This is a genomic window from Flavobacterium cryophilum (assembly GCF_048286555.1).
Classification (GTDB): Bacteria; Bacteroidota; Bacteroidia; order Flavobacteriales; family Flavobacteriaceae; genus Flavobacterium.
The window spans coordinates 187,125-212,488 of record NZ_JBLVPZ010000007.1 but is presented as its reverse complement, the minus strand read 5'-3'; the positions used below and the strand labels follow the sequence as shown (position 1 = coordinate 212,488).

Annotated in this window: 18 protein-coding genes and 1 tRNA gene; 11 read left to right on the top strand and 8 right to left on the bottom strand. The window is 35.4% G+C overall.

Annotated features, from left to right (window positions below; genetic code table 11):
* Positions 1 to 292: 292 nt before the first annotated feature.
* Both ACNQGJ_RS11845 and rocD read right to left on the bottom strand, forming a co-directional pair.
* The gene (locus ACNQGJ_RS11845) at positions 293 to 1,255 is read right to left on the bottom strand and encodes an arginase (protein WP_417972999.1); all 963 of its coding nucleotides are present in this window, start codon (positions 1,253 to 1,255) and stop codon (positions 293 to 295) included.
* Between the two features lie 11 nt (positions 1,256 to 1,266).
* A complete protein-coding gene (rocD, locus tag ACNQGJ_RS11840) occupies positions 1,267 to 2,550 on the bottom strand; it encodes an ornithine--oxo-acid transaminase (protein ID WP_417972997.1) in 1,284 nt (427 codons plus the stop codon).
* Between the two features lie 231 nt (positions 2,551 to 2,781).
* Between rocD and ACNQGJ_RS11835 the strand changes: the two genes are divergently transcribed.
* From ACNQGJ_RS11835 to ACNQGJ_RS11815, 5 genes are all read left to right on the top strand, one after another.
* Complete coding sequence (locus ACNQGJ_RS11835; protein ID WP_417972995.1) at positions 2,782 to 3,234, top strand: Lrp/AsnC family transcriptional regulator; 453 nt, start codon at positions 2,782 to 2,784, stop codon at positions 3,232 to 3,234.
* A gap of 17 nt (positions 3,235 to 3,251) precedes the next feature.
* Complete coding sequence (locus ACNQGJ_RS11830; RefSeq protein ID WP_417972993.1) at positions 3,252 to 5,450, top strand: penicillin acylase family protein; 2,199 nt, start codon at positions 3,252 to 3,254, stop codon at positions 5,448 to 5,450.
* 113 nt (positions 5,451 to 5,563) lie between these two features.
* Positions 5,564 to 6,334 carry a dienelactone hydrolase family protein gene (locus ACNQGJ_RS11825; protein ID WP_417972991.1) on the top strand — a complete coding sequence of 257 codons (771 nt, stop codon included), beginning with the start codon at positions 5,564 to 5,566 and terminating at the stop codon, positions 6,332 to 6,334.
* Between the two features lie 87 nt (positions 6,335 to 6,421).
* Complete coding sequence (locus ACNQGJ_RS11820) at positions 6,422 to 7,435, top strand: DUF3667 domain-containing protein (protein ID WP_417972989.1); 1,014 nt, start codon at positions 6,422 to 6,424, stop codon at positions 7,433 to 7,435.
* A gap of 5 nt (positions 7,436 to 7,440) precedes the next feature.
* The gene (locus ACNQGJ_RS11815) at positions 7,441 to 8,454 is read left to right on the top strand and encodes a M28 family metallopeptidase (protein WP_417972988.1); all 1,014 of its coding nucleotides are present in this window, start codon (positions 7,441 to 7,443) and stop codon (positions 8,452 to 8,454) included.
* Positions 8,455 to 8,648: 194 nt separating this feature from the next.
* Here the strand turns inward: ACNQGJ_RS11815 and ACNQGJ_RS11810 are convergent, their stop codons facing one another.
* From ACNQGJ_RS11810 to ACNQGJ_RS11790, 5 genes are all read right to left on the bottom strand, one after another.
* A complete protein-coding gene (locus tag ACNQGJ_RS11810; protein WP_417972986.1) occupies positions 8,649 to 9,845 on the bottom strand; it encodes a PAS domain-containing sensor histidine kinase in 1,197 nt (398 codons plus the stop codon).
* 309 nt (positions 9,846 to 10,154) lie between these two features.
* Positions 10,155 to 10,230 (bottom strand) — tRNA-His (locus ACNQGJ_RS11805).
* A gap of 74 nt (positions 10,231 to 10,304) precedes the next feature.
* Entirely contained in the window at positions 10,305 to 11,021 is a 717-nt protein-coding gene (gene bshB1 / locus ACNQGJ_RS11800) for a bacillithiol biosynthesis deacetylase BshB1 (protein ID WP_417972984.1), read from the bottom strand.
* A gap of 104 nt (positions 11,022 to 11,125) precedes the next feature.
* Positions 11,126 to 12,214: a chorismate-binding protein gene (locus ACNQGJ_RS11795; protein ID WP_417972983.1), complete on the bottom strand. Its 1,089-nt coding sequence runs from the start codon at positions 12,212 to 12,214 to the stop codon at positions 11,126 to 11,128.
* 34 nt (positions 12,215 to 12,248) lie between these two features.
* The gene (locus tag ACNQGJ_RS11790; RefSeq protein WP_417972981.1) at positions 12,249 to 12,689 is read right to left on the bottom strand and encodes a PaaI family thioesterase; all 441 of its coding nucleotides are present in this window, start codon (positions 12,687 to 12,689) and stop codon (positions 12,249 to 12,251) included.
* A 138-nt stretch (positions 12,690 to 12,827) separates the two neighbouring features.
* Here ACNQGJ_RS11790 and ACNQGJ_RS16835 point away from each other — a divergent pair, with 138 nt between their 5' ends.
* From ACNQGJ_RS16835 to ACNQGJ_RS11760, 6 genes are all read left to right on the top strand, one after another.
* A complete protein-coding gene (locus ACNQGJ_RS16835) occupies positions 12,828 to 14,354 on the top strand; it encodes a hypothetical protein (RefSeq protein ID WP_470303339.1) in 1,527 nt (508 codons plus the stop codon).
* 236 nt (positions 14,355 to 14,590) lie between these two features.
* Positions 14,591 to 16,426 carry an endonuclease gene (locus ACNQGJ_RS11780; RefSeq protein ID WP_417972979.1) on the top strand — a complete coding sequence of 612 codons (1,836 nt, stop codon included), beginning with the start codon at positions 14,591 to 14,593 and terminating at the stop codon, positions 16,424 to 16,426.
* 91 nt (positions 16,427 to 16,517) lie between these two features.
* A complete protein-coding gene (gene purL / locus ACNQGJ_RS11775; RefSeq protein ID WP_417972977.1) occupies positions 16,518 to 20,189 on the top strand; it encodes a phosphoribosylformylglycinamidine synthase in 3,672 nt (1,223 codons plus the stop codon).
* Between the two features lie 199 nt (positions 20,190 to 20,388).
* Entirely contained in the window at positions 20,389 to 21,402 is a 1,014-nt protein-coding gene (locus tag ACNQGJ_RS11770) for a hypothetical protein (protein WP_417972975.1), read from the top strand.
* A 132-nt stretch (positions 21,403 to 21,534) separates the two neighbouring features.
* Positions 21,535 to 21,882 (top strand): hypothetical protein, encoded by a 348-nt coding sequence (locus tag ACNQGJ_RS11765; protein ID WP_417972974.1) that lies wholly within the window; start codon positions 21,535 to 21,537, stop codon positions 21,880 to 21,882.
* A gap of 549 nt (positions 21,883 to 22,431) precedes the next feature.
* A complete protein-coding gene (locus tag ACNQGJ_RS11760; RefSeq protein ID WP_417972972.1) occupies positions 22,432 to 24,585 on the top strand; it encodes a PAS domain-containing protein in 2,154 nt (717 codons plus the stop codon).
* A gap of 35 nt (positions 24,586 to 24,620) precedes the next feature.
* On the opposite strand, the gene ACNQGJ_RS11755 is transcribed toward ACNQGJ_RS11760, so the two are convergent.
* Positions 24,621 to 25,217 carry a GNAT family N-acetyltransferase gene (locus ACNQGJ_RS11755; RefSeq protein WP_417972970.1) on the bottom strand — a complete coding sequence of 199 codons (597 nt, stop codon included), beginning with the start codon at positions 25,215 to 25,217 and terminating at the stop codon, positions 24,621 to 24,623.
* Positions 25,218 to 25,364 lie beyond the last annotated feature (147 nt).

The window sequence follows — 25,364 nt, the reverse complement described above, 5'->3', positions numbered from 1 at the left end:
AATTTACAAAGTACCGTTCTCTGTGAGGTCAGCAAGATAAACAATTTTGACTTAATTTAAAGTTTTCTTATTTATCCAGCAACCTGACACATTAATATAAATCTTTCTTTAATTCACGAAAAATACAAAATTAAAGAGCTTGATAAAAAAGTTAATCCAGTGAAATAATCTGTATTAATCCATTTGTAATCGCGAAAATTTTTATAGGTTCTAATGTTCTGCAACAACTATAAAATAAAAAACCCAAAATCTAAAATAAGATTTTGGGCATTTCTATAAATTTTAAAATCAGCTATTCAGCAGGAACCATGAGCTCTGAAGTAATAGCTTCCAAAACTTCAAAAGCGGTCTCTGCCATTTTATTCCCTTTGGTATCCAATAATGGATTTACCTCCACAAATTCGATGCAAACTACTTTTTTTGTTTGAATAATTTGATTAATGATTGCTATGATTTCATACTGATCAAATCCTTTGGAAACTGGCGTACCTGTTCCATAAGAAATCATATCACAATCCATGGAATCTACATCAAAAGAAATATACAAAACTTCACAATGCGTCAATCTTGATAAGGCTTCAGCGACGCACGTTAGTAATCCTCTGTACCGCACTTCATCAACTTTATAATTTTTGATGCGCAGCTTTTCAACTTGCTTGTCTTCTGCTTCTTCAGTATCACGGACACCAAAATAAATCAAATTTTCAGCTAAAACTTTTGGCCCTTTGATTCCAATATTTTTCATGTTTTCCCAATGCTGTTGGGTTTCTGGAGTTACTTCATTATTCTGGCAACTCAAATTATCGTCCGCAAGAGCCGCTGACAATGGCATTCCATGAATATTTCCTGATGGCGACGTATAAGGCGAATGCAAATCAGCATGTGCATCAATCCAAAACACGCCAATATTTTGCTCAGGATACGCTGCTTTTATACCACTTAAAGTTCCTAAAGCAGAAGAATGATCTCCTGATAAAACAATTGGAAAATAATTTCTGTCTAAATTTTTCTTGACTGCATTGCAAACTCTGGTGCATTGTTCCACAACATGCTCAATTCTTTTGGCAAACGAACTTCTATTTTTATCATATATGGATTCATTATGCGTTTTTACATCTTCAAATTCAAATTGATTAAAATAATCACTGTTTTGATTAATCGCTGCAATTTCGATAGCATCAATCCCTAAGTCGGATCCTCGCGTACCCGCACCGATGTCGGATCTGTTCTTTATTAATTTTAGTGCTTTTCCCATGATTGCTTAAATTATTTGAATTCGTTTAAAGCTCTTTCAATAATAGCCAAACATTCGTGTATTTGCGCTTCAGTAATTACTAATGGCGGAGCAAATCTAATTTTGTTTCCGTGCGTTGGCTTTGCTAATAATCCATAATCTCTAAATTTCATACAAATATCCCAAGCCAAATCGGATTCTTCATCACTGTTGATAACTATGGCATTCAATAAGCCTTTTCCTCTAACCAATGTAATTAAAGGATTTCTAGAAGCAATCTCATTAAGTCCAGTTCTTAAAACTTCGCCTAAGTAAGCGGCATTTTGCGCCAATTTTTCCTCTTTTACCACTTCAAGCGCTGCTATGGCAACAGCAGCAGCAATAGGATTTCCTCCAAAAGTAGATCCGTGCTGTCCTGGCTTAATTACATTCATAATATGATCATTCGCTAAAACTGCCGAAACTGGGTAAACACCACCTGACATAGCTTTACCTAAAATAAGAATATCAGGTTTTACTTCTGGTTTGTTTTCACAACCTTTTTTACAGTCACAATTTCCACAAGTTGCCAATAATCTTCCAGTACGAGCTATTCCTGTTTGCACTTCATCAGCAATAAATAAAACATTGTGCGCTTCACAAAGTGCTTTGGTTCGGGCTAAATACCCATCGGAAGGAACATAAACTCCGGCTTCACCTTGAATAGGTTCCACTAAAAACCCTGCAATATTAGGTGTTGATTTTAATACGTTTTCTAATGCTTCAACATCATCGTATGGAATTTTTATAAATCCTGCCGTGAAGGGTCCAAAGCTTTTACGGGCACTCTCATCATTGGAAAATGAAATAATTGTTGTTGTTCTTCCGTGGAAATTGTTTTCACAAACGATGATTTGTGCTTGATTTTCAGGAATTCCTTTTACCTCATACGCCCATTTTCGACATAATTTCAAGGCAGTCTCAACCGCTTCTGCACCAGTATTCATTGGCAATACTTTATCAAAATCAAAATACTTGGTCACATATTCCTCGAAAGGTCCTAATTGATCATTATGAAAAGCACGTGAAGTCAAGGTCAATGTTTGTGCTTGTTTTATCATGGCACCAACTATTTTTGGATGACAATGTCCCTGATTTACGGCAGAATATGCTGACAAAAAATCATAATATTTTTTTCCATCAATATCCCAAACAAAAACACCTTCGCCTCTTTCTAAAACTACAGGTAAAGGATGGTAATTGTGAGCTCCGTACTGATTCTCTTTTGCTATCAACGCTTCAGATTTTGAAGAAAGGTTTTGTTCTGTATTTTCCATGATATTATGATTTTTATACTTAAAAGTACAAAATTACTGTTTTTTTTCAATTTACCAATCAAAATAAATATTTTGACTTTTAAAAAGATATTATTTGAAAATATTTTCTTAATTTAGATTAAAATTAAGTCATTTTTTAAATTTACGATTCAATTTTAAGATCTATTTTGAAATAAATAAAAATAAGTACATTTATACGAACACAAAAGCATCATTTATAAGTAGACCAATATGGATATAGTAGACGAATTCGACATTAATATTATCAAAGAATTAGAGAAAGACGGAAGAATGGCATATTCAGCTATTGCAGCCAATCTAAAAATATCAAATACAATGGTGCATCAGCGCATTAATAGATTGACGGAACAAGGAATACTCACAGGGATAAAACCGGTAATTAATGAAAAAAAAGTGGGGTATGACTGGGGATCATTTACAGGACTTACCTTAAATAAAGACCAAGATTCTGACCGGATTATTGAGGAATTGAAAAAAATTCCGGAAATAACAGAATGCTATTATATAACCGGATCTTTTACCTTATACATAAAAATTATTGCCAAAGATCATGAACACATGCGTAAAGTTCTTTATGAAAAAATAGACAATATTCCCGGTATAGCTAAAACTGATTCTATAATCGAACTGGGATGTGCTTTTAAAAGAAATGTTTCTCTCTAACTTAACAGTCAAAAACGATGAATTTCAAGAATTCTGTACCATTCGCATTTTTAATTTTTTGTTTTAGTGTTCCAATCTTCGCTCAAAACACAACGGCTAAAGAAGTAGAACGATTAAAAAAAAGTGCACAACAAGTGACTATTATTAGAGACAATTGGGGAATTGCACACGTATATGGTAAAACTGATGCTGATGCGGTTTTTGGAATGCTGTATGCGCAATGTGAAGACGATTTTAAACGGGTAGAAATGAATTACATTGAAAAACTGGGACGCCTTTCAGAAATAAAAGGACAGTCGGTTTTATACAATGATTTAGAAATTAAACTTTTGATTGATGCTGAAGAAGCCAAAGCCGACTATAAAAAAGCAGCACCTTGGTTAAAAAAATTATTAAACAGTTACGCGGACGCAATCAACTTTTACCTTCACAATCACCCCGAAGTAAAACCCGCTTTATTGACTCATTTTGAACCTTGGTTTCCGCTACTTTGGACCGATGGAAGTATTGGAGCAATCAGTACAGCCGATCTTTCAACTGGAGAATTAAAAGCTTTTTATTCAGGAAACACCGATAAAGTGGCGTACGTAGAACGTGAAAAGAACGTGCAAACAGGCTCTAATGGATTTGCAATTGCGCCTACAAAAACTGCGTCTGGAAATGCCATCTTATACATTAACCCGCACACCACTTTTTATTTTAGACCTGAAATACAGATGAGCAGTGAAGAAGGACTGAATGCCTACGGAGCGGTTACTTGGGGACAATTTTTTATTTACCAAGGATTTAACGAAAACTGTGGCTGGATGCATACCTCTTCAAATGTAGATGTAGCAGATATGTATGCCGAGAAAATAGTGACTAAAAACAAAAAGCTATTTTATGAATACGATAGCAAATTAGTTCCGGTTATCGAGAAAAAAATAACCATCAAGTATCTGGAAAACGGAAAACTCATTCCTAAAACATTCAATACGTATTACACTAACCACGGTCCGATCATGGCCAAAAGAGATGGTAAATGGATTAGCTTGAAATCGAATAATCGTTCGATGAAAGGTCTGGAACAAAGTTGGGTGAGAACAAAATCGAAAAGTTTTCAGGATTATAAAAAGGCAATGGATTTGAAAGCCAATACCTCTAACAATACAGTTTATGCAGATAAAGAAGGAAATATTGCCTACTGGCATGGAAATTTTGTTCCTATTCGAGACAAAAAACTGAATTGGTCAAAAGTGATGGACGGTACAACACCAGCAACACAGTGGAAAGGCTTACACGAGGTTTCACAAATAGTACATTCCTACAATCCCGTAAACGGTTGGCTACAAAACTGTAATTCTACTCCCTATACTGTAGCGGGGGACAACAGTCCAAAAGAAGAAAACTACTTGCCTTACATGGCGCCAGATGGCGAAAGTTTCAGAGGATTAAATGCCGTTCGATTATTGAGCAAAGGCAGTAACTATACGCTAGACAAAGTAATTGCTGACGGTTACGACACTAAACTTACCGCTTTCGAATTTTTAATTCCCTCTTTAATTTCCAGTTTCGAAAAAAACATCAGTACGGATAATTCACTTTATACTGAACTTTCAGAACCGATTACCTTATTAAAAAATTGGGATTATTATGCCCAAGAAAATTCTGTCGCTACAACTGTAGCTGTGGAATGGGCCTATAAATTAAACCCGATTATTCAAAAAGTTTCTATTGCCGAAGGCGAAATGGACCAAGTAGAAAATACTATAAATTTTGTAAAAAATGCAACTCCAGATCAACTATTTCCTCCGTTACAAATGGCAATCAACGAATTGAAAAGTAAATTTGGTACTTGGCAAATTCCTTGGGGAGAAATTAATCGCTTCCAAAGAACTTCTGGCGAAATATCAATGACTTACAACGATGCCTTGGAAAGTCTACCTATTCGTTTCGGACCCGCGATTTGGGGAAGTTTACCCGCTTTTAAAAGCAGTTATCAAAAAGATACTAAAAAACGCTACGGGACTAACGGAAATAGTTTTGTGTGTGCGGTAGAATTTGGCACAAAAATAAAAGCAAAGTCACTACTTGCAGGTGGGAACAGCGGAGATTTACAGTCGAAACATTTTTACGATCAGGCTGATAGGTATCGAAAAGGACAATTCAAAGACGTCTTGTTTTATAAAGACGACGTTGAAAAAAATGCAGAAAAAACGTATCATCCTGGCGAATAATCGTTCCTTATTTCGCCATAAAAATTAAAAATGCAGTTATAAGTTAAAAAAATCAAAGTGCTAATTATATGACTAATTTATTGAGACATTTGTAAAAAATAAATATACCCGATATGAAAAACATCTTTTTTGCCTTTTTAGGAATTCTATTGTTCTCCAATGGCGCATTCGCACAGTTAAAAGCAGTAAAATACACAGATGGAAATCAAAAATTAAATGGACTGTCTATTGCTCCTAAAAAAGGAAGCAAAACTAAACCTGGAATCTTAATTCTTCCTGCTTGGAAAGGGATCGATACGCATTCAAAGCAATCGGCAGAAAAACTGTCAATCATGGGATATTATGCATTTGTAGCTGACATTTATGGCGAAGGAAATTATCCAACAACCACACAAGAAGCGGGAAAGCAAGCTGATTTTTATAAAAAAAATGTGGCTGATTATCAAAGACGGATTCAACTTGGCTTAGATCAATTAGTGAAAGCAGGTGCTAATCCAAATAATATTGTTGTGATAGGCTATTGTTTTGGGGGAACAGGTGTTCTCGAAGCAGCGCGAGCTGGAATGAAAATTCAAGGAGTTGTTTCCTTTCACGGTGGTTTAGGACGAGATGCGGCAAGAATAAAGAATCCAATTACTGCAAAAATTTTAGTGCTTCATGGCGCTGATGACACTTATGTTCCAGTAGCTGATGTAACCGCTTTTCAACAAGAAATGAGAGATACAAAAGCAGATTGGGAAATGATTTATTACGCTAATTCAGTACATGCTTTTACAGATCCTGAAGCGGGAAACGATAATTCTAAAGGAGCCGCATATAATGCACAAGCAGCAAAACGATCTTGGGAACGTATGAGTTCGTTCTTAAAAGAAGTTTTAAAATAATTTTTCAAAAACAGTATAAGTTCGGTTTTTTTGTTAGTTTTATAGATTAAAAGCCAATAAAAAATTTAGAATTTATACTGTTTTTTTATGTCCAAAAGTAAAATCAGAAACGACAAAACATGCCTCAACTGCCGGTTTGTGGTAGAACATAAATTCTGTCCAAATTGTGGACAAGAAAATACTGATACCCGAAAGACCTTTCATCACCTTTTTATCCATTTTTTCGAGGATTTAACCCACTATGAAAATGCTTTTTGGAGAACCATAAAAAATCTTATATTCAAACCGTCAGCACTAACTAAAGAATACCTTTCCGGAAAACGATTGTCTTATTTGGCTCCAGTTCGATTGTACATCTTTATAAGTTTCATCACCTTTCTATTAATAGCAATTTTCCCAAGTGAGATCAATTCCTCAGAAAAAAATATCAAAAAAGAATCTACGATTACCACTAAAAACAAATCATTTCAAAATACCATTTTCGTAAATGATTCCGTTAAAAAGCGTCAAGCTGATTCAAATGACGAGGATACGTTCATAAAGTTTGGTTACGAATCTGTGGAACAATTAGACTCTATTCAAAAGCATGCTCCTGAGTCTGAAAAATTATCCGATTTAAATTATTGGATCAATAAAAAAATCCAAATCGTTAAAGAAAACAACACACAAAGCGAAATTATAGAAAAATTCGTAAGCTCCTTCACTCATAATTTACCTAAAGTACTGTTTGTGTTTATGCCTATTTTTGCTTTTTTTCTCTGGCTTTTCCACAATACGAAACGTTGGTATTACTTTGATCATGGTATCTTCACCTTACATTACTTTTCTTTTTTGTTATTGCTGTTTTTGCTATTATTTCTAATAAACAAATGCTTGACCCCATTTGCAACATTTGGGCTTGTTTCTTTCCTACAGATCATCATTAATTTCATAGGTATAGGATGGATGATTTATTATTTCTTTCCCGCACACCATCGCTTTTATGGGGAAACTCGTTTCATCTCCTTCATAAAAAGCAGCATACTATTTTTCATAAACTTTATACTTATTATTATTATATTATCAATTTTTGCCATTTATACATTTATCAATTTACATTAAAAAACATGAAAAAAATCCCTTTATTAGGTCTACTGGTCGTTTTAAATATAAGCTGTACTACTCAAAAAATTAGTAAAGAAAATACCGACCCTACAAAATACATGAAAACAATTACTGCTGACGAACTAAAAACACACCTTTACATAGTCGCTTCAGATGAAATGGAAGGCCGTGAAACTGGTTCTGCAGGGCAGAAAAAAGCAGGTGTTTACCTCATCGATCAATACAAGAAAAACGAAGTTCCCTTTCCAACTGGCGCTTCTGACTATTACCAAAAAATACCAGCCGCGTTCCTAAATGCAAAACGCGATGAGAACTTATCAGATTCCGAAAACATTTGGGCCTATATTGAAGGTTCTGAAAAACCTAATGAAGTGCTGGTAATTTCTGCCCATTATGATCACGTTGGCACAAAAAATGGAGAAATTTATAACGGTGCCGATGATGACGGTTCAGGAACAGTTGCTTTACTTGAAATTGCACAAGCATTCCAAATCGCGAAAAAAGAAGGACATGGCCCAAAACGTTCCGTGTTATTTCTTCACGTAACCGGCGAAGAACACGGCTTGCATGGCTCCAGATATTACTCAGAAAATCCTTTGTTTCCATTAGCAAACACCATTACGGATATCAATATTGACATGATAGGCCGTCGTGATGAAGCACATATAAGCAGCAATAATTACGTATATGTCATTGGTGCTAACCGATTATCTACTGATTTAGATAATATTGTTACTACAGCAAACGCTACCTACACAAAATTAGATTTAGATTATAAATACAACGATCCTAAAGATCCGAATCATTTCTATGAGCGTTCTGACCATTATAACTTTGCTAAAAATGGCGTTCCTTCCGTATTCCTTTTCAATGGTGTACATGCTGATTATCACAAACCAACGGACAGTCCGGACAAAATTGAATACGATGCGTTAACAAAAAGAGCTCAATTTGCGTTTGTAACCGCTTGGGAACTGGCAAACCGTCGTGAAAGACCTGTTGTCGATAAAAAATAGATTGTATATTTGGGCACATCCTCGCTTTCACTAGCGTTACAGCGCGGTCGGGCTATGCATTTCAATCTTGTATACCCTGTCAGGGGAAAAGCCCTGACTAGGTATAAAAGGATTTCCACTGCTATCCCTTGTGCAGACTTCAAAAAAAAAGAGCTTTGAATTACTTCAAAGCTCTTTTTTTTACCCATTATCTATTACACTCTTTCGTCAAATTCTATTTTATCTGCGCTATCAATTTTATGTAAAGGTTCCTCAAGAGGCAATGTGAAATAAAAAGACGAACCTTTTCCTTCAGTACTTTCAACCCATATTTCACCATCATTTTTTTCTAAAAACCCTTTCACCAATAACAATCCTATACCGGCACCTTTGTTATCTTTTCTTGCTTTAGAAAGTGTGTTCATTTGTGGGGTGAAAAGTTTTCTTTGCACCTCATTTGACATTCCTAATCCAAAATCTTTTATCTGAAATATTACTTTTTCGGCTTCAATTTTCGCCAAAATAATAATGTCACCTCCAGGTAAAGAATACTTGATGGCATTACTAACTATATTTTGAACAACACATAGTAGCATCTTCCCATCTGCAAAAACACTTGTATCAGCTTCAATTTCATTATGAAGGTTTATAGAATTTAAAGCAGCCGTTTCTTGCAATGATTCAAAAACCTTTTGCACATAATAAAAAGGCTCAATTTTTGTCGGAGCAAATACTTCCGATGCATATTTTATTCTAGCCCATTCCACTAAATTGTCCAGCATGTTTAGTTCATCTACTGCAGTTTTATGAAGTAAATCAAGCATTTCTTTTGCCTTGTGAGACTCCAATCTGTCCAAATTTGTTTTCAAATATTCTGCCGTTCCTATAATTCCGGATAATGGACTTCGTAAATCATGGGAAACAATTGCAAGAACATTCTCTTTGTGAGTATTGAGATCTTCCAGTTCTTTAACATATTTTTTTATGGCATCCTCTGCTTTCTTTCTCTCCGTCAAATCTCGCAGGATCTTCACGTATCCTAACATCTCGCCTTCAACTCCAATTAGCGGAAAAACCAATCCATACGCATAAAACACACTCCTATCCTTACAAATGTGCCATCTGTTATCGGTAGCTCTTCCCTCTTTTAATGCCGTCTGAATTTCAATTTCTGGAATACCATTTTGTATATCCTCTTCAGTAAAAATAACATCAAAATGTTGTCCTATAATTTCGTCTGCCTCATGTCCAAATATTTTAGTTGAGCCTGAACTCCAGCTATTTATTATAAATTCATTATCAAGAGTAAAAATTGAATAATCTTGTAAACTATCTATTATTTGGCCATAAAATTCGGCTGTTGGAACGTAATTACTTTTAAGAATTTTAGAATTAATTTTCTCTTTTTCCATTAAATTATATAAAAAATATTTAAAATTTTGAAAGTATATTTTCAGTTGATTTACCTATGCAATGTGTTCAAAGATACACAAAAGAAAATACGATTTATGTAAAATAGAGAATATAACCCGTAACAGAAGAATGTACGCCCGAAAAGCTCATGTCTTAATTTATTTGAACATAAAATCTTACTTCACTCCTTTCTTGTACTGTAATATTATTCTGTGTTACAGTAGTATTACCAATAAATAGTGCCTACAATTTCACTAAAATTTATCCCACAAAAAAAGCCTCGAATTTCTTCGAAGCTTTTGCTTTCTGGGTGGAAGACGGGGCTCGAACCCGCGACCCTCGGTACCACAAACCGATGCTCTAACCAACTGAGCTACAACCACCATTTGCTTAGCGGTGGCAAAGATACGACATAAGTTTACTTCTGCAAAAAAAAATTAAAAAAAATTGCATGAAATTTATATCAAATCTCCTAAGCTATTGACAGCCAAATATCTTTCTACGGTAAAACCTTCCGCATGATCTACTCCCGTGAGCCTTCCTAAATCTCTCGAACGGTAATTAAGGCTTTCAAAGAAATTTTTACTGGTTATTGGTGACTCTGGCTCATTGGAATTGGCATCATAAAACTGAGAACCATAAGCCAAAATAGCTTCAATTTTTTTATCAGTGAAACCGGTAATATCAACCACAAAATCCGGCACTATGTTTTTCCATTGAATGTAATGATACACTAATTTTGGTCGCCAAGCCTTTTGCTTTTCTCCTTCTACTGAGGTTTCAATCTTCACTAATCCAGATAAAAAACAAGCATCAGAGACTAGCTTACTACCTTTTGAATGATCGATATGACGGTCATCGATCGCATTACACAAAACAATTTCTGGTTGATACTTGCGAATCATTTTTATGATTTCCAATTGATGTTTTTCATCATTGACAAAAAAACCATCTCGCATTTCTAAATTTTCACGAACTGAAACACCCAGAATTTTTCCAGCCGCATTCGCTTCTTGATCTCTGATTTCAGCTGTACCTCGGGTTCCTAATTCGCCACGGGTCAAATCAATAATTCCAACTGTTTTCCCTAAAGAGATTTCTTTTAAAATGGTTCCTGCACAACCCAATTCCACATCATCAGGATGCGCACCAAAAGCAAGTATATCTAATTTCATTTAAAATTCTTTTAATTATTTTTTTAATGTTTAAAGTTGCAAATCATTTGCAATCTATGAACTGTGTATTTTTTGCATTTAAAACAAAAATCACGTCGCTAATACTATTGTAAACCTAGTATTTTTTTCATGGTCGCCGCTTTATTGACGCTTTCCCGCCATTCTTTTTCAGGAACGCTGTCTTTTGTGACACCACAACCTACATACAAATGCACTTTTGTCTTTGTAAGGTCCTCAGCAAGCTTGATTTGCATACATCGCAAATTAACGTACAAATCAGACTTTAATTCGTCTTTATTAAATCCTTCTTTGTTTAATTCCCCTAAAAAACCAGTATAATATTTTCTGTCGTAGCCTTCATTTTCCATAATGAAATTTTTCGCGACCTCTTTTGGCAGTCCGCAGACTGCGGGGGTTGGATGCAAAGCTGAAACTACTTTCTTTAGGCTTGAATTCTCATTTATCACTCCTTCAATATCTGTTTTAATGTGCGCTAAAGTTCCCGCTTGTAATGTGTACGGACTAGAAACTGCCACCTCTGACGTCAGATCCTTTAAATTATTTAAAATAAAATCAGTAACAAATTGCTGCTCTTCCATTTCTTTTTTCTCCCAAATTACTTCTGCTCTACTTTGAAGTTTTTGCGTTCCGGCTAATGCCATCGTAAAAAAGGTGTTATTATTAGCCTTTAGCAATCGCTCCGGTGTAGCGCCCATCCATAAGCCTATTTTTGGATGAAACCAACAATAGCAAAAAACAGTTGGATAGCTTTGAATTAATTTTTCGAAAACGGATACTAAATCAAAATTTGACATACCAATAATTTCTTTCCTTGAAAGCACCACTTTTTTTAAAGTCCCTTTTGCAATAGCGTCAATGCCTTTTTGAACAAGCATTTCAAAATGTTCTTTGGCCGCAACATCTTCTGAATCTGTCCTATCAAAATCATCCTTATCTTTAAAAGAAGTAATCAGGGCTTCCCATTTTACAGACTGATTTTTAGGAATAAGTATCATTTGACTGCCTTCGAAAGGAGCAAAAATAAAACCCGTTTCTTCAAAATTTTCAGCAAAGTATAAATGATCATTATTTTGAAAAAAACCCACTAATTTGATGTCATTTGGTTTTCTGAATAATATAAACGGCAAATTTTGAGCTTTTTGTTGTTTTACTTTTATAAAAAAATCAATCATATACTAAATTTTTAAAATGGATTTCAATGAAAAACTACAGTCCCTTCCTATTTTTTTCTTTGGTCAAAACCATATTCGTTAATTTACAAAGCGACACCAAATTTCCCTCTTCGTCTGTAATTTTAATTTCCCAAAGATGCAGGCTTCTTCCTTTGTGAATGATTCGCGCCGTTCCAAAAACAAATCCTTCGCGAACACTTTTTAAATGATTCGCCGAAATTTCAATTCCGCGTACCTCCTGCTCTTTTTCATTAATAAAAAAATGAGAAGCCGTACTTCCCACACTTTCCGCCAAAGCCACCGAAGCACCGCCATGCAACAATCCCATGGGCTGATGAACAGCAGAATTAACAGGCATTTTGGCTACCAGAAAACCTTCGCCTGCATCTATATATTCAATATGTAAGGTTTCCATCAACGTATTTTTTGAAAACCGATTACAGTATTCGAGCATTTTATCTTTATCTAATATCATAAAAGTGACTTTGAAAATGTAAAAATAATTAAAAGATAAGTCACAAAACAGTAAATGCAATTGTTATTCTAAATTCAAACGTAAAAATCGCTCTTTTTAATATTAGATTTTTCCTATTTTTACAAAAAATATAACTAAATGCGTCCCATCACATTACTGTTTTTTATCGGAATAGTGTTTTCTGCTCTTTCTTGTCGTTCTGATTTTGAGACGATGGCCAATACTGGAGATTTAAAATTTTCGAAAGACACCATTTATTTAGATACCGTTTTTACCAACATAGGTTCCAGTACATACCGACTCAAAGTGTACAACAAAAGTAAAAATGACATCACCATTCCAAGCATTAAATTAGGTAAAGGATTAAACTCACGATACCGAATGACCGTTGATGGAATGCAGGGAGCAAACGGAAAAATTTTCAACAATGTGGATTTATTAGCCAAAGACAGTCTGTACATTTTCATTGAAACCACCGTAAATATCGCTGACGTTAATCCAACTAATTTTTTATACACCGATCAAATTCAATTTGACAGTGGTGAAAACTTACAAAAGGTGGAATTAGTAACGCTAATACAGGACGCTATTTTCCTGTTTCCAAAACGCTTTGCTGACGGAACCACTGAAACACTTCCTATTGGAGCTGAAAAAATTGATGGATTTTATCTTGATGCCAATGATCCTGTAAATGGAAATGAATTACAGTTTACCAATGATAAACCGTATGTGATTTATGGCTATGCAGCTGTACCTTCCAATAAAACGGCTACTTTTGAAGCAGGAACTCGAGTCCATTTCCATGCTAATTCTGGACTTATTATAGCCAAGGATGCCTCTATAAATATTAATGGAACGCGCTCAACAACCGATAACCTAGAAAAGGAAGTTATTTTTGAAGGTGACCGTTTTGAGCCAAATTTTTCTGACGTTCCGGGACAATGGGGAACTATTTGGCTTACGGATGGCAGTACAAATAACACTATCAATCATTTGACAATTAAAAATGCTACTATTGGATTGCTCATTCAAAACAATAATGGTACTACGGTTGCTGTCAAAAATACCCAAATTTACAATAGCAGTACCTACGGAATTTTGGCGCAGACCGCTAAAATAAAAGGCGAAAATGTAGTCATCAATAACGCCGGAATAGCTAGTTTAGCCTGTACTTATGGCGGAAATTACTCTTTTACACATTCCACCTTCAACAATAACTGGAACAGTTCACAACAAGTGGCGGTTTTGGTAAGTAATTATACTTTGGGAGCAGTTCCTGAAGTAAAAGATTTAACGGCAGCCACATTTAACAATTGCATTATTTATGGTTCGTTCTCTTACGAGATGAGTTTAAATAAGAAAACGGGAGCTGCTTTTAAATACCAATTCAATAATTGTCTGATAAAATTTGACAACGTATTCAATCAATTTACGACGGATCCCGATTATCAATTCACTGTTGACACCGCACACTACAATGCTATAATTTTGAACAAGAACCCAAAATTTTTTAATATACTGAACAACAAATTTAACATTGACGACACTTCAGCCGCTGTTGCAAAAGGGAATTCGACGTATCTAATTCCGCTTGATATTAGAGGAAACTTACGAACTTTACCCCCAGATTTGGGTGCCTATCAAAACAAAGTTTTTCCAAAATAAATCGCCCTGAATGTCGAGATGTTACGTCATTAAACATTTTATTGCACAACTAAAAATTGAATTACGACCGCACAAAACGTAACTAATTATGTTAAGAAATTCACAATTAATTTCATAATTCCTTAACATAAACCATCAGAAAAGTTATAAATTTGCATGTCTTCGGTGTTTTACAATTTGAGAATCAAGTTTTAGAACCGGACACTAACCCCAATAACCTAAAACAGTTTAAAATTATGAAACAAATCTACTCAGCCTTATTATTCCTGATTGTTACAGTAAGTATAGCCCAAATACCAAGTGGCTATTACACGACCGCTACAGGAACCAGTTACACCTTAAAAACACAATTATACAACATCATCAAAGGCCATACAGATAATGGGTATTCGGGATTATACACAATTTATCAAACCTCAGACAGGGATTATTACTATGAAAATGATGCTACGATATTAGACATGTATTCTGAAAATCCATCAGGAACAGATCCGTACACTTATTCAGCCGGCAGCACTCAAAGATGCGGCACCTATAGCGTAGAAGGCGATTGCTATAATAGAGAACACATTATTCCGCAGTCTACTTTTGGTTCAGCAGCTCCAATGGTTTCAGATGCCCATTTCATCACACCAACAGACGGTAAAGTAAACGGACAACGTTCCAATTACCCGCACGGACCAGTTACTTCTCCAACGTGGACCTCCAAAAACGGCAGTAAACTTGGATCCAGCACAACTGCTGGTTATTCTGGACCTATTTTCGAACCTATCAATGAATTTAAAGGTGATATTGCCCGAATGTACTTTTATTTTGCCACACGATATGAGAATACTGTTGCTGGTTATTCTTACGCGATGTTCAATGGCTCTAGCAATCAAGTTTTTACCACTGCATTTTTAAACTTATTGATCACTTGGCACAATCAAGATCCGGTTAGCACTAGAGAAATTGCCCGTAATAACGCTATTTATAATTCCCAAAACAATAGAAATCCTTATATTGATCATCCGGAATATGTACAATCCATTTGGAACCCAACCGCTGATGCACAAGTCCCTACAACTCCAGCAAATTTAGTAGCTGGCGGAACAACATCAAATTCAGTTACATTAAGCTGGACGGCTTCCACTGATAATACTGGAGTGAGTGGCTATAATGTATACCAGAACAGTGCTTTAAAAACAACTGTAACCAGCACATCAGCAACTATCACTGGACTAACCGCTTCTACTGCCTTCTCTTTCTTTGTAAAAGCTAAAGATGCCGCAGGAAATATCTCTGGCGCAAGTAACACGGTAAATGTGACAACTGCTGCAGCGGGTGGTTCAACTGCAACCGAGTTATTATTTTCAGAATATATTGAAGGTTCCTCAAACAACAAAGCGCTGGAAATTTCGAATGCAACTGGCGCAGCGATCAACTTATCGATTTATACTATCAAAAAACAAACGAACGGTGCCGGTGCTTGGAGTACAGGGCTAAGCCTAACCGGAACTTTAAACAACGGAAGTAAATTCACTGTTGTAAATAGTTTAATGGCGTCCAGTTGTTATCCTACCTCATCAGCAAATCTTTCGACAGCGGCAACTGAAATGACTTTTAATGGAAATGATGCGGTAGGTTTATTCAAAAACGGAGTCTTAATTGACATCATTGGAACTTTTAACGGCGGAACAGCAAACTTTGCAGCGGATCAAACTATCAGAAGAAAATCTACCGTTACGGCACCAACGACTACTTTCAACAAAACAACCCAATGGGATTCTTACACTTCTGATACGTGTAACAATTTAGGAAGTCGCATGGCCGAAAACGCGTCAAAAACCAGTATTGCCTTAGATATAAATGATATCGCCCTCTATCCAAATCCATCCTATGGAAATTTCTCTATCAACAATTCGAATAACGTGTATTCCATAGAAATTTATTCTATAATTGGTCAGAAGATTTTCGAAGAGAAAGACAGTACCAAATCAGAAATTACGTTACCAAATATCACAAAAGGAACGTACTTGGTTCGGGTTACTATCGATTCAAATTCAGTCATCAAGAAATTAATAATCAACTAATTAAAAAAGCGGCAAATTGCCGCTTTTTTTTTATTCAAAATTTAATCTTAATTGACTAAATTTGCACCGCAATACAACAAACTACTTAACAATGATCCATTTCTTTGAAAACCAAAGCAAAACTGTTTTTGCCGTACACGCGCAAAACGAAATTTCGGCTCAAGACATTTCAAAACTCAACTGGCTTTTTGCCGATTCAAATAAAATAGAAAAATCCGTACTGACGGATTTTTTTGTTGGTCCTCGCGCCACAATGATAACGCCGTGGAGCACCAATGCTGTGGAAATTACCCAAAATATGGGAATATCCGGAATTATCAGAATCGAAGAATTTCACAAAGCAACCGCTGATTTTTCTGATTTTGATCCGATGCTTTCGCAAAAATATGCCGAGTTGAATCAAGACATTTTTACTATTAATGTTCTGCCAGAAGCTATTTTAGACATTGATGATATTGCTGCCTACAACCAAAAAGAAGGATTGTCTTTGAGTCCAGAAGAAGTAGCATATTTAGACAATTTAGCGATTAAATTAGGACGAAAACTAACGGATTCAGAGATTTTTGGTTTCTCACAAGCCAATTCAGAACACTGTCGCCATAAGATTTTCAACGGAAAATTCATCATTGATGGTGAAGAAAAAGAGTCGTCTTTATTTAAATTGATCAAGAAAACATCACAGGAAAATCCGAACGATATTGTTTCGGCTTATAAAGATAACGTTGCTTTTGTAAAAGGCCCACGAGTACAACAATTCGCTCCAAAAAGCGCTGACAAACCTGATTTTTACGAAATAAAAGAATTTGATTCGGTTATTTCATTAAAAGCAGAAACACATAATTTCCCAACAACAGTAGAGCCTTTCAACGGAGCTGCAACAGGTTCTGGTGGAGAAATTCGGGATCGTTTAGCAGGAGGACAAGGTTCTTTGCCAATGGCCGGAACGGCAGTTTACATGACTTCATACTCCCGTTTAGAAGACCCTTTCGACTCCGCTCAGGGCAGACCGTGGGAAAACGGTATGACCGAAAGAAAATGGTTGTATCAAACCCCAATGGATATTTTGATCAAAGCATCAAACGGAGCTTCTGATTTTGGAAATAAATTTGGACAACCGTTAATTACAGGTTCTGTCCTGACTTTCGAACACGAAGAAGACGCTCGTAAATTAGGTTTCGACAAAGTGATTATGCAAGCGGGTGGCATTGGTTACGGAAAATTAGACCAAGCAATTAAGAAAAAACCGCAAACAGGCGATAAAATTGTTATCCTTGGTGGTGAAAATTATAGAATCGGAATGGGTGGAGCTGCCGTTTCTTCAGCAGATACCGGAGCTTTCAGTTCAGGGATTGAGTTGAACGCCATCCAACGTTCGAACCCAGAAATGCAAAAACGTGCTGCAAATGCCATTCGTGGTCTGGTAGAAAGCGATATTAATCCAATTGTCTCCATTCACGATCATGGAGCTGGAGGACATTTAAATTGTCTTTCGGAATTAGTGGAAGATACCGGTGGATTAATTGATTTAGACAAATTGCCTGTGGGAGATCCTACCCTTTCGGCAAAAGAAATCATTGGTAACGAATCTCAAGAAAGAATGGGATTAGTTATTGGTAAAGAAAACATCGATTTACTGCAAAAAATTGCTGACCGGGAACGTTCCCCAATGTATCAAGTGGGTGATGTAACCGGAGATCACCGTTTTACTTTCGAATCAAAATCAACTGGTGCTAAGCCAATGGATTTTGCTTTGGAAGACTTTTTTGGAAGTTCTCCAAAAGTGGTGATGACGGACAAAACAATCGAAAGAAAGTATGCCGATTTAGACTATACTGTAAAAAATATCTCAACCTACTTAGAGCAAGTGCTTCAATTGGAAGCGGTTGCTTGTAAAGACTGGTTAACAAACAAAGTAGACCGTTGTGTGGGTGGTAAAGTGGCCAAACAACAATGTGCCGGTCCCTTGCAATTGCCATTGAACAATTGCGGTGTAATGGCTTTGGATTACCAAGGAATAGAAGGAGTTGCCACTTCAATAGGTCACTCTCCTGTTGCAGCATTGATTGATCCTAAAGCGGGAAGCAGAACAGCCATTGCAGAAGCATTGTCTAACATTGTTTGGGCTCCAATAAAAGATGGTTTAGACGGAATTTCTCTTTCCGCTAACTGGATGTGGGCGTGTAAAAACGAAGGGGAAGATGCACGTTTATATGCAGCAGTCCAAGGTTGTTCGGATTTTGCAATCGAATTAGGAATCAATATTCCAACCGGGAAAGATTCACTTTCCATGAAACAGAAATATCCAAATGAAGAAGTAATCGCGCCGGGAACCGTCATTATTTCAGCAGGTGGAAATTGTACTGATATTAGAAAAGTAGTAGAACCTGTTTTACAAAGAGACGGCGGTTCTATTTATTACATTAATTTGTCACAAGATGATTTCAAATTAGGTGGCTCTTCGTTTGCACAAACGTTGAATACTATTGGAAAGGAAGTACCAACGATTAAAGACGCTGCATTTTTTAAAAGAGCGTTCAATACAATACAAGAATTAATTTTAGAAAATAATATCCTTGCAGGACACGACATTGGAAGTGGTGGATTGATTACTACTCTACTGGAAATGTGTTTTGCAGATGTGAATTTGGGAGCTAAAATAGATTTCTCTGTTTTCCAAGAAAAAGACATCATCAAATATCTTTTTGCTGAAAATATAGGAATTGTTTTTCAAGCTAAATCGGATGCTGATGTGGAATCTAAATTAAACGCCAATAATGTTTCTTTCTATAAATTAGGAACCGCTACAAATGAAGCGACTTTAAATTTTGGTCCTTGTAAATTAGACATTGCAAAATACAGAGATGTTTGGTACAAAACTTCTTTCTTATTAGACCAAAAACAATCGAAAAACGGAGCGGCTCAAGCGCGTTTTGATAATTATAAAAATCAAGCGCTGCACTATACTTTCCCAGCACATTTTACAGGAAAAAAACCAGTTATCGACAATTCTAAACCAAAACCTAAAGCTGCTATTATCCGAGAAAAAGGAAGTAACTCCGAGCGTGAAATGGCAAATGCCATGTACTTAGCCGGTTTTGATGTCAAAGATGTTCACATGACCGATTTAATTTCAGGTCGTGAAACTTTGGAAGACATTCAGTTTATTGGCGCTGTTGGTGGATTCTCCAATTCAGATGTTTTGGGTTCTGCCAAAGGTTGGGCCGGAGCCTTTTTATACAATGAAAAAGCTAAAACAGCTTTAGACAATTTCTTCAAGAGAGACGATACTTTGTCTGTTGGAATCTGTAATGGTTGCCAATTATTTATGGAATTGGAAGTGATTAATCCGGAGCATGAAATACACGGGAAAATGTTGCACAACGAAAGTAACAAACACGAAAGTATTTTTACATCGGTAACGGTACAGGAAAATAATTCAGTGATGCTTTCTTCATTAGCAGGAAGTACACTTGGAGTTTGGGTTTCGCATGGTGAGGGTAAATTCAATTTGCCAATGGGTGAAGAGAATTATAATATTGTTTCTAAATATGCCTACGAAGGCTATCCTGCTAATCCAAACGGTTCACATTTTGATGTTGCAATGCTTTGCGACAAAACAGGACGTCACTTAGTTATGATGCCACACATTGAGCGGTCTACGTTCCAATGGAACTGGGCACATTATCCAAAAGATAGAGACGATGAAGTTTCGCCTTGGCATGAAGCGTTTGTCAATGCCAGAAAATGGATGGATAAAAAATAATTTATTCTATAAACTTTATTAAAGCGTTCCTGAAAAGGAGCGCTTTTTTATAGGAACAATTTAAAATCCTTTAGAAAAATTTTAATATATTTGAAAACGTAAAAAACGAAACAAGGTAGCCTACAATCAACCAAAATTAGCTGTAAACAGCTGTTTTAGAGCGGGTGTAACAAGTTAGCGGTAATTCTCCCAAAATCGTATGAAAACACAAAAACTTGCATTAATAAATGATTTAACATCCCCTCTTTTTAGGATTATGTCAGTATATAATGATAATGAACCGTTAAGAAGACAATATGAAAACAATATTTGTGCTTTTCACATTGGTAAAGGTTACTTATTAAGTGTTGCTCATCCTTTACAAGCAGAAATGACTTTTTTCCGCTCAATGGAAGAAATTCAATTCCAGTCTACCATTTTAGCACATTTGAATGCTTTAGAAGTGCAACAGTTTAATCAATGGTATCTTTTCGACGGAGCAACAAACAAAAGATATTTGAATATTTCAGATGTTGAACTTCCCCAATTAGTAACTATTCTTCAAAAAATAAATTATGACACTAGAGTAGCAACACTATATTTAAATAATGTATGTAAGCCTTATCTGGTTGTTCAACAGCGTGCTATGCAGTATTTTAATAATCAGGTTGTGCACGCACAATTTGATCCCACTTTAATTCTAACCGATCCGTTATCGCAACGCCAAACGTATTTAATTGAAACAGAGTTGGTCGAAGCATATCTTTCGGACGATATTGCGCTATATAGAATTATAAATACGCCACAAGACATAGTTGACAACTTGCCTGCTTTTGAAATGGATACTGAAGTTTATGACTCGTCTGATAAAGACTTTTTTTGTTTGCAAAGTGCGCCCTCAGATGCTAACCCCGGAAGAATGCTTAACGAAGCCAATATTGAAGGATTAATTGATCAATTCAGCGTACAGCCAGAACGGATTAGTGGAAACTATATTTTTCAGGGTTTGAGATATTTAATTAAAGGTTATTTTCGATTTGGATCATCCGGTGCGCCGTACATAAAATGGGAGGAGCAATCGAGTACTTTTAAAGTCAATGCTGTTCAAAGTGAAGCATGTCCAATACAATTGACGATTAATAATAATAGCAATGGGAATTTCCAATTTATAAATGCAATTGCAACTCCGCTAGCTAATGTAATTGATCGAATTAACATTCATATCAATAGTTAACCCCTGCTAACATGGCCTAGGTTTCACCCCACTTGTAGCAAAGCAACATGTACGATAATACACTAAGATTGTGAATTTCGATAACTTAAAGCAGATCACAATATGTTTAAATATTTTTTACTTTGGTTTCCTATGATTTTTATTGCAATCATTAATGGTACAATAAGAGAATGGTATAAAAAGTATACTGGTGAATTATCTGCCCGCCAGATTTCGACAGTGTCTTTAATTATTCTATTAGGTATTTATATATTTTTTGTCATTAAAAAATATCCTCCTCAATCTCCGATCCAATCATTGATTATAGGTCTATTTTGGGTTGTATTAACCCTTGGATTTGAATTTGGTTTTGGTCTTTACAGAGGGAATTCATGGAGTACTTTATTAGATGATTATAATATTATGAAAGGAAATCTTTGGATTCTGGTTCCGATTTGCATTCTCGTCTCTCCCTATATATTTTTTAAGATGCAAAATTAATGGAAAGAATGACCGCGAAGGGCAAACGCATGAACTGTTTCTTATCCCGGGAATTTTAGATAAAAATGCGATTAAGTGAAATAGTTAAATGATGAACCTTTTCCGTCAAACCGGAAAAACATGATTCGAATGAGCAATGTAGACAGAATTGTTTTATTGCACTTGGCCAAAGTAAAAGTAGCACATCATTTATTTTAAAGGATTACTTTGAATGCAAATAAGGTAATTAATGGTGAATCGAAAATAGGAAATTACACTTCTAAAATCTGGTACGTAAAGCAAACCGACAATACTGGTTTTACTAATTAAATGATTGTCAAGAATTATAGGCTAGAATTATGCTGAAATTAAAAAAAAGTTTTTAGGTATTACGGTGTTCAGCAGTACTTATTTCCTCGAATCCCAAAATACACGTACTCCATACTTAGTAACAAATATGAAAATATTACTTGTTAATTAAATATAATTAACTAACTTTCATATACATAACATTGAATTGCTAATTCTCGATAATGAGCGACTACTGCTTAATTTTTATACCCTACTACTATGAAAATTTCTTTTGAAAAAAAAATACTCATTGGCTTTATCATCAATCTATTCGTTGTTTTTGCTATTGCGTGGATTTTTATTTTAAGAATTGACAAAAGGAGAAACTTAGCGTTAGATACTTCTTTGGATTGGATAGAAATTTTATTACTCGTCCTTTCCGTCATTTTACTAACTGTAGTTTACTTTATTATTCGGTCCCAACTTAGGGCTAAAAATGTTTCCCGAGACTTACTTTTAGATAATAAACAGTTGCTGCAATCAATTATTGACAACACATTAAGCCCAATATTTATTAAAAAAATAAATGGTGAATATGTGTTAATTAACAAACAGTTTGAATCATTGTATAAAATCTCAAATGAAGAAATAATAGGAAAAACCGACCATGATTTTTTACCTCCAATAATAGCGGATGTCTACCGAAACTCCGATATTGAGGTTGTAAAAGCATTAAAAGAATTAAAAACCGAAGAAACAATTCAACAGTACGACGGCATGCACACCTATATTGCCGTGAAGTTTCCTATTTATGACGCCACAAAAAGAATTTATGCTATTGGAGGCATTTTCACAGATATCTCCGAACGAAAAAAACTGGAAGAATCGTTCAAAGCAGCCGATAAATTCTTTACCATGTCAGTTGATATGATGATTATTTCCTCTAAGGATAAATTTATAAAAGTGAATCCGGCAGTCAGTAAAATTTTAGGATATTCTGAGGAAGAATTACTGAATGAAAGCTTTCTGGAATTTACATATCCAGATGATATTGAAATCACTCGAAAAGAAGTTTCTAAACTTCAATCCGGAATTCCAACTATAAAATTCGAAAATAGATATATTTGTAAAGATGGCTCGATAAAATGGCTCATTTGGTCGGTATTTCCTGATGTCTCGACTGGATTATTGTATGCTGTTGCCAGTGATAGCACCGCTCAGAAAGAGACTGAAACTGCACTAAATGTCGCTAATACCTTTTTCTACATGTCCTTTGATATGTTTGTTGTAATAAAAAACGAAAAATTTGTAAAAGTAAATCCTGCTTTCACAAAAATACTTGGATACGACCAAATAGAAATAATCAACAAACCAGTTTTAGATTTCATTCATCCTGACGATGCTGCTGTTTTTATGGGCGGAATTAAAAAGCTACACGATAGCGACTCCGTTTTAAGTCATAAAGCACGACAACGATTAAAAGACGGCTCTTATAAATGTTTTGATTGGACAAGCACAATCGATATTCAAACGGGAATAATTTATGCCGTTGCGAGAGATGTTTCGGAGCTCATTAAAAATGAAGAATCCTTAAAGATTGCAAATATGTTTTTTGACATGGCATTCGATATTTTAACCGTTGCCAAAAACAATCATTTTATCAAAATTAATAAAGCTTTTACGAAAACCCTTGGGTATAATCAAGATGACATGGATCGAATTAAATTCATGGATTTAATTCACGCTGATGATAGGAAAACAGCTGAAGAAGTATTGCAAAAACATTTAAAAGGAGATTCGGTTATTAATTTCAGAACACGATTTCTTTGCAAAGACGGCTCTTACAAATGGATCGATTGGAACAGTAACATGGATCTTCAAAACAAAGTTTTTTATTCTGTTGGCCGCAATGTTACGGAACTTGTGGAGCTCGAAAATGAACAGCAAAAAGCCATCGACAATCTATATGAAAACGAAGAAAAATTACAATTGATAGTCGAAAATATCAGTGAAGGAATTATTGTGGCAAATGCCAATAAAAAAATAATTATGGCCAATAACATGGCCAATGAGATTTTTGGAATCCAAGAAGACGATAAAATATCACCCGATCTAAGCAATTATTTCCAGCTTTATTTCCCTGATGAAAAAACCATTTTCCCGTCGCAAAACTTGCCCATGGATCGTGCGCTACGTGGAGAAATAACTACTGACGTTGAAATAATTCTATGGAACCCAAAAGCACAAGAAAAGAAAAGGGTACTTATTAGCGGTAGGCCATTAGTAGATCAAAATAACAATGTGGTCGCAGCTGTTGTAACGATAAAAGACATTAGCAAATACAAACAGATGGAGGCAGATTTAAAAGAATCCGAATCTAAATACAGACAATTAATAGGATTTCGAAAAGGCAATACGGATACCATGATTTAAGACTGAAGGTGCGTCAAGGCAGCAGTGCTTAGGTACTATAATCTTCTTTTTAAATTCTCTTTAACGTCCATAAACCATTCATTCCTTAAAATACTTAATATAATACTATCCCGTCGAACGTCACTTTCCAGCGTCGGCATATGGCTGCGCAATACACCTTCTACTTTACAACCGATACTTTTCATGGCAGCAATGCTTCGTTCGTTAGTATTGTCAGCGCGAAACTCTACGCGCTCGATCCCTAAAGTTTCGAATGCCAATTGCAATAGTAAAAATTTACAATGCTTGTTTAACCCTGTTCCCCGAAACGCACCACCGTACCAGGTGTAGCCCAGTTGAAGTGTTTTGAATTCTAAATTTATATCGTAAAAACGGGTGCTCCCCGCATATTTCCCTGATTTTTTATCGAAAATTATAAAGGGAAATTCCATTCCTTTTTCTCTCCCTTTTATGGCAATCTGAATGTATTTTTCTAAATTTTCTTTTCCATTTGCCTGAACAAGGGAATACTTCCAAGTGTCAGGTTCATTTATGGAAATTTCCAATAGATTTTCAACATCAGATTCCTGTAATGGGCGCAATAAAACCATTTCGTCTTCTAAAATGGTATTTTGGGATAAAGCTATGTTCATATTTATGTTCATTAGTGCGTAAAAATCTTAATCCTTACGGATGTTTTATTTATGAGAATAACTTATACCATTCTGTTTTTTTTATTCAAATAATGAAATCGAAATGTACGGCGCCGAACGACATCAAATGAAGTCGTAAATTTAATA